We start from the raw sequence: 5,338 nt of genomic DNA, 5'->3' as shown, positions 1-5,338 counted from the left end.
GTACAGCCACACACAGTGGGAGATCACCTCGACCGGATACCGGTGCCCCTTGTACGACAGCGACGCGCTCCCCACGGACGACCCCTCCCAGCCTGTCGACCCGAAGATCATCCCACCGGTCAGCCAACGTGACAGCGCCCACTGACGGCATGTAAGCCGGACTGGCGGGCCGAAGGCTTCACGGACTACAAAAATCGGCACGTCGCCGCGGTGGTGACGCCTGCGCCAGGTGGGCTTCGGCGCCCGCCAGCCGTGTACCTCGCGCCGGCCGACGACGCCACGCCAGCGATCAGGTCCTGCTCATTCTTATGATCACAAACTCCGGCCAGGACGTCACCCACCTGGGCATAAACCCTGGCCGGTTTGCCATCGAGATGATCGGGACTCACTCCCGGGATAGTCGGTCCGCGCCGCACCCGCTCGGCCAGCCCTCAAAAAGGCCGGCGTCTGGCACACATCCACCAACCCACGACCCGTGAGTGAGCAGTACTGATTATCCGGCGGCTTCGGTCGTCTCGTCCGTGGGTTTGTCGGGGTAGATCAGTTGCACGGCAAGGCCAATCGCTACGCAGCAACTCACCAAGACACCGAAGCGTACGAACCTCGCAACCCCCTCCCAATCGGATGGAGGACCCAGAACCAGCCAGAACGCGAGACCCATCGTCGCAAGGACAATTGCTACGCCAAGTAACCGGCGCACCCCACGCTCCCTTCTCTTACGATCTTCAATCAGCCGTTTACTCTACTCATCGGAAACTTGCAGGAACGTGCAGGGCAGATGGCGGCCGGCTCAAGTCCTACGCATGGAACCTCGGTGGCACCATCGGGAGACCAGGCAGACCAGCCCGGCTCTCCTGGCCTGTCGAGCAGGCACCGTGGACGGCCCCGTCCTGCGCGGCGGCGATCGAAGACCCCAACGGTCGTCTGCATGCTCGACCTGGCTTTGTTCACCAAGCCACCGTCAGTTCCTGCAGCCCTCGTGAGCTGTCCCGAGTTTCGTGGAGTCCGGTGATCTTGTTTCAGGCGGACTGCGGGGTGGCCTCCTGCTGTCGCCACCAGTTGCGTTCGTACTCGGCGGGCGGTACGTAGTCGAGGGCGGAGTGGAGCCGTTCCTCGTTGTACCAAGCGACCCACTGGAAGATCGCCCGCTCGACCTGGTCGAAGTCCCGCCATGGCCCCTGCATCTCGATCAGCTCGGCCTTGAAAGTGCCGTTGAGCGCCTCGGCCATCGCGTTGTCGTAGCTGTCCGCGACGGAACCGACCGAGGCCGCGGCGCCGATGTCGGCGAGCCGGTCGGTGTACCGGATGGATACGTATTGCGAGCCGCGGTCGCTGTGATGGATCAGGCCGGAGTCCTTCTTGATCCGGCGTCTCCACAGCGCCATCTCCAGCGCGTCCAGCGGAAGTTCGGTCCGCATGTGGTTCGCGACCTGCCAGCCGACGATCGTCCGGGAGAAGACGTCCAGGACGAACGCCACATACACCCAGCCCGTCCAGGTGCGGACATAGGTCATATCGGCCACCCAGAGCTGGTCGGGCCGGCTCGCGGTGAAATCACGGTCGACTAGGTCCGGCGGCCTGGGCGCCGACGGCTCCACCATGGTGGTGCGGCGCCGCTGGCCGCGGCTGACGCCCTCCAGGCCCAGCTCGGCCATCAGCCGCTCGACCGTGCAGCGAGCCACGTGCAGACCCTTGTGCCATGCCCCGAAACATCTGGAGCGGCGCGATCAGCTTCGGATTGGTCACCGTGCCGATCACCGTTGCCAGCGCTACCGAGGACCACTCGATCAGGTTCACCAGTACCACCTGGAGGACATGGGCCGGGTGCGGGTGCGCAAGTACTGCGAGATCGAGGACCGTGAGGTCGACCAGGGTGAGATCGGCAAGGGCTACCAGCTGACCAAGGAGCAGGTCATCCCGATCAGCGACGAGGAGCTGCGGGACCTGCCCTTGCCGACGGCGAAGGCGATCGAGATCGTGGCGTTCGTGCCGCTGGAGTCCGTCGATCCCCTGAAGATTGGCGAGGGTTACTACCTGGCGCCGAGTGGGCAGGTCGCCGCGAAGCCGTACAAGCTGCTGCGCATGGCCCTGGACCGGAGCAGCAAGGTGGCCGTCGCGAAGTACGCCTGGTCCGGCCTCGAGCGCCTCGGGCTCCTCCGGGTCCGCGAGGACGTCATCGTTCTGCACGCGATGCGCTGGCCGGATGAGATCAGGTCGCCGGAGGAACTGCTGCCGCCGCCAGTCGAGCTGAGCGACGAGGAGATCGACGGCGCGCTAGCACTCATGGACACCATGACCCGGGAGGACCTTGAGGGCGAGGACTTCCAGGACACCTACACCGAAGCCCTCTCACAGATCATCGAGGCCAAGCGGGAGCACCGCGAGCCGCCGAAGCTTCAGGAGCCGGAGTCGGAGCCGGGGCAGATCGTCGACCTGATGGCCGCCCTGAATGAGTCCGTGCAGCAGGCCAGGGCCTCGCGCGGCGAGGACGCCGACGTGCACGAACTGCCGAAGAAGACGGCGAAGAAGGCCGCGGCGAAGAAAACGTCCGGGCGCCGGCCGCGCAGCGCCTAGTCCACGATGCCGAGCGCCGTGTCCGGCCTGCACTTCGAGCACGCCGGCACCTGATGACGTGGTGCCTCGATCGCCTGCGCCCTGGTCGCAGGCCTCACCCGCTTGCCCGGGTCCCAGCACTCCCCCGTGTGGACAGCGACGATGTTGCTGCGATCCAGGCCGCGCTCGATCAGCCACTCGGGGGCCGGCGGGCGCCGCGCTTCCCCGACGCGCCGCTCAGCCTCGCGGCGCTCCTCGTCGGCGATCCAACTGCGGGTGCGGGCCAGGTCGCGCTCCTGCACGCGCTCCAGGAAACGGAGCAGCGAGAGTCGCGACACCCCTGGATCGTTCATACGCTCGATTCTATGATCGTGGCACCACACAGCCCACCCCGCCCCCAGGTGTCCTGTGTCATCGAACCTTGAGGACGTGCCATCCATGTTTGAGTGGTGCGGATCACTGAAGGGGCGGCCCTGAACCAGCTGCGGCGACGAGTGCTTGCCGCCTGCAGATCCCATGACGACAGCTAGCATCCGACAAGCTACTGCCGACGTGTGCGCTGCTCTGGTCAGCGCTTCGAAAGGGTCACCCGGGGGATTCCGTGGCTTGGGCCATGAGCAACGACTACGCAGCCATCCTGACGACACTCGACGGGGCCATCCTTGTGATCGGAACGGCTCAGTTCGTGAGCATCCACAAGAGGTTGTATGAACATCAGCTCTCTATGAGCCGCGAACGGTTCGAGCGTAAGGGGCGGCTGATCGAGGCGCTGCAACGGGGAGAGGAGCCAGACGACGCTGAACTTTTCGCGGTGAGGCAGCGCCCACTTATGTCGCCAGACACCCTGCTGCTGTCCCTAGCGTTTCTGGCATGGGGGGCACTGGTTAGTTCGGTGGTGACGGTGCAGATCAAAGTGTTGAGGTGGGCCGCGATGGCGGGGGCGCACCCGGAGCTGAACCCGGATCCTGGGCTAGCTCGTCTGGCATATCTGATCACGGGTGCGGCGATTCTAGTCTTGTTGTTCGAGGCACTGGCGCATGTCCAAATCAGTAGCTGGCGCTTCCTGACGTCGCGCGAGTCGCAGGACTACCGCGAGCGGTACAGCAGCGAGACACGAAGGGAGCTGGACGAGAAGGTCAAGGAGGCCGTTGGGCGGACACCCAGAAAGTCTTGGTCGCAACGGGCTCGGGACCAGTTCGACCGAATGAGGTAGCGATGGCACCGGAAGCGTGTCTGCCCACTCGGAGCGGCGGCAGACACGCTCACTACACGGCTTGGATGCGAAGTCGCTCGAACTTCGATGGCACACGCTCAAGGTTCGCTGTCACAGGACACCAGGAGCAGGCATGAACCACGAGGAGGCCGCGCTCAAGCTCGGCGTCGACCCGGCCTCCCTCACCCCCGCCCCACTCGACCCCCGGTTCGCCGAAGTCTGGGCACGAATGCAGCAGGAGCCGCCATGCTCCGCCTGCGACCAGCCGTCCCGCACCAGCGGCGTGATCCACGATGCGGACCATGGGCCCCGCTGGTTGGACCGATGCCGGAACTGCTCCCTCGCCACCCCGCCGATCCTGCGCCGGCCGCTCAGCCAGGCCGTCACCGACATCCGGGAAGCAGCGGCCGAAGTGGGCCTGCGCGCGGTCCTCCACACCGACGAGGACGGCTGGCAGACGAGCTGAGTGGATGACCCCGAGCGTTTTCACCTCACCCTGCCCGCCGGCGGCCGGACGCTGATGACGCTGGTGGGCCAAGGCCCGGCGGTCGAGCGGCAATCACAGGCCGCAGGCCCGCCACCGAGGCCAACAAGCCGCCGTTTTCAGCTCAGAGACGTTGGCCGCCTGGGAGGCGGGACGGCCCGCAGCAGCTCCCACAGCGGCCGTGAGCCCGACGCCCAGACAGCCAGCGTCTGGCGGTCCACCACATGCAGCCGCTGCTGCCTGGCGAAGTCCACGGCCGGCGCGGTCACCCTGCCGTTCGTCACGATCACCGCCACGTCGGCCCCGTGCACCGGCCGGGCCGTCCCGTTGAGCACCTGCAGATCCGGGGTGCCCACCGCAGAGCCGCGGGCGCCGTGGCGGCGGTGCTTGCACTGGATCACCCAGCGCCGCCCGAGCGGGTCTGTGGCCTTCACGTCCGCGCCCAGATCACCTCCCCCGCCGACCCGCTGCGCGTCCCGGCAACCGTCCCGGCGCATCAGGTCCCTGACCGCCTCCTCGAACTTGGCGTAATGCAGCGCGTCCAACTGCTCCAGCCCGTAGCGCAGGGCCTGCGCGCGGACAGCCTCCCAGCGGGCCTGCTGCTGCCGGTTGTAGAGCCACCCGGCGCCCGCCAGCACGGCGAGCACCAGGGCTATGAGGAGCACCCACCAGTGGGCCAGCAGCCAGTTGACCACCATCACCACCAGGCCGATGATCGCGGCCGCCACCACAGCAAAGACGATCAGCTGAGCATCCCGCTGCTGCTTCCGCCTGCTCGGGCGCCGCGACCGCCGACGCGCCGGCGGTCGCCGACGCGTCATCGGTTCCCCTCCGGCGACGGGAACCGGACCGGGTACGACACTGTGGGCCGCGGCTGCTGAATCTGCGGCGGCGGGGCGTTGTCGAACCGGATCGGATACTGCACCGTCGACTGCGGCCGCGGAACCTCACCTCCGCTCCCCGCCGATGCGTTGCCGTTGCCTAACGCCACCACGCCTAAGACACCATCTCATTTGGTGAGTCGGCGGTAGCAGATGAGGGTGCAGGCGATGCTGGTGAAGGCGAGGAAGTGCTCGGCTTTGCGTTCG

General features: G+C 66.8%; 4 protein-coding genes and 3 pseudogenes. 3 read left to right on the top strand and 4 right to left on the bottom strand.

What is annotated here, in order from left to right:
* Nucleotides 1-75 (bottom strand): annotated as a pseudogene (locus ACZ6TU_RS38860) (IS6 family transposase); the annotation flags it as partial.
* A gap of 944 nt (nucleotides 76-1,019) precedes the next feature.
* Nucleotides 1,020-1,694, bottom strand: a pseudogene (locus ACZ6TU_RS38855) (IS3 family transposase); the annotation flags it as partial.
* 5 nt (nucleotides 1,695-1,699) lie between these two features.
* Between ACZ6TU_RS38855 and ku the strand changes: the two are divergent.
* A pseudogene (gene ku / locus ACZ6TU_RS38850) lies at nucleotides 1,700-2,574 on the top strand (non-homologous end joining protein Ku).
* On the opposite strand, the gene ACZ6TU_RS38845 reads toward ku, so the two are convergent.
* Complete coding sequence (locus tag ACZ6TU_RS38845) at nucleotides 2,571-2,906, bottom strand: DUF6233 domain-containing protein (RefSeq protein WP_467682358.1); 336 nt, start codon at nucleotides 2,904-2,906, stop codon at nucleotides 2,571-2,573. The pseudogene ku and the gene ACZ6TU_RS38845 overlap by 4 nt on opposite strands.
* Before the next feature lie 260 nt (nucleotides 2,907-3,166).
* Here ACZ6TU_RS38845 and ACZ6TU_RS38840 point away from each other — a divergent pair, with 260 nt between their 5' ends.
* Together ACZ6TU_RS38840 and ACZ6TU_RS38835 are read left to right on the top strand one after the other, a co-directional pair.
* Complete coding sequence (locus ACZ6TU_RS38840; protein ID WP_467682356.1) at nucleotides 3,167-3,766, top strand: hypothetical protein; 600 nt, start codon at nucleotides 3,167-3,169, stop codon at nucleotides 3,764-3,766.
* 133 nt (nucleotides 3,767-3,899) lie between these two features.
* Nucleotides 3,900-4,232 (top strand): hypothetical protein, encoded by a 333-nt coding sequence (locus tag ACZ6TU_RS38835; RefSeq protein ID WP_467682354.1) that lies wholly within the window; start codon nucleotides 3,900-3,902, stop codon nucleotides 4,230-4,232.
* A gap of 137 nt (nucleotides 4,233-4,369) precedes the next feature.
* On the opposite strand, the gene ACZ6TU_RS38830 is transcribed toward ACZ6TU_RS38835, so the two are convergent.
* Entirely contained in the window at nucleotides 4,370-5,071 is a 702-nt protein-coding gene (locus tag ACZ6TU_RS38830) for a restriction endonuclease (protein ID WP_467682352.1), read from the bottom strand.
* Between the last annotated feature and the right edge of the window lie 267 nt (nucleotides 5,072-5,338).

This window comes from Streptomyces sp. NPDC052064 (assembly GCF_055585925.1).
The sequence above is the reverse complement of the archived record's forward strand: the minus strand, read 5'-3'. Positions and strand labels throughout refer to the sequence as shown.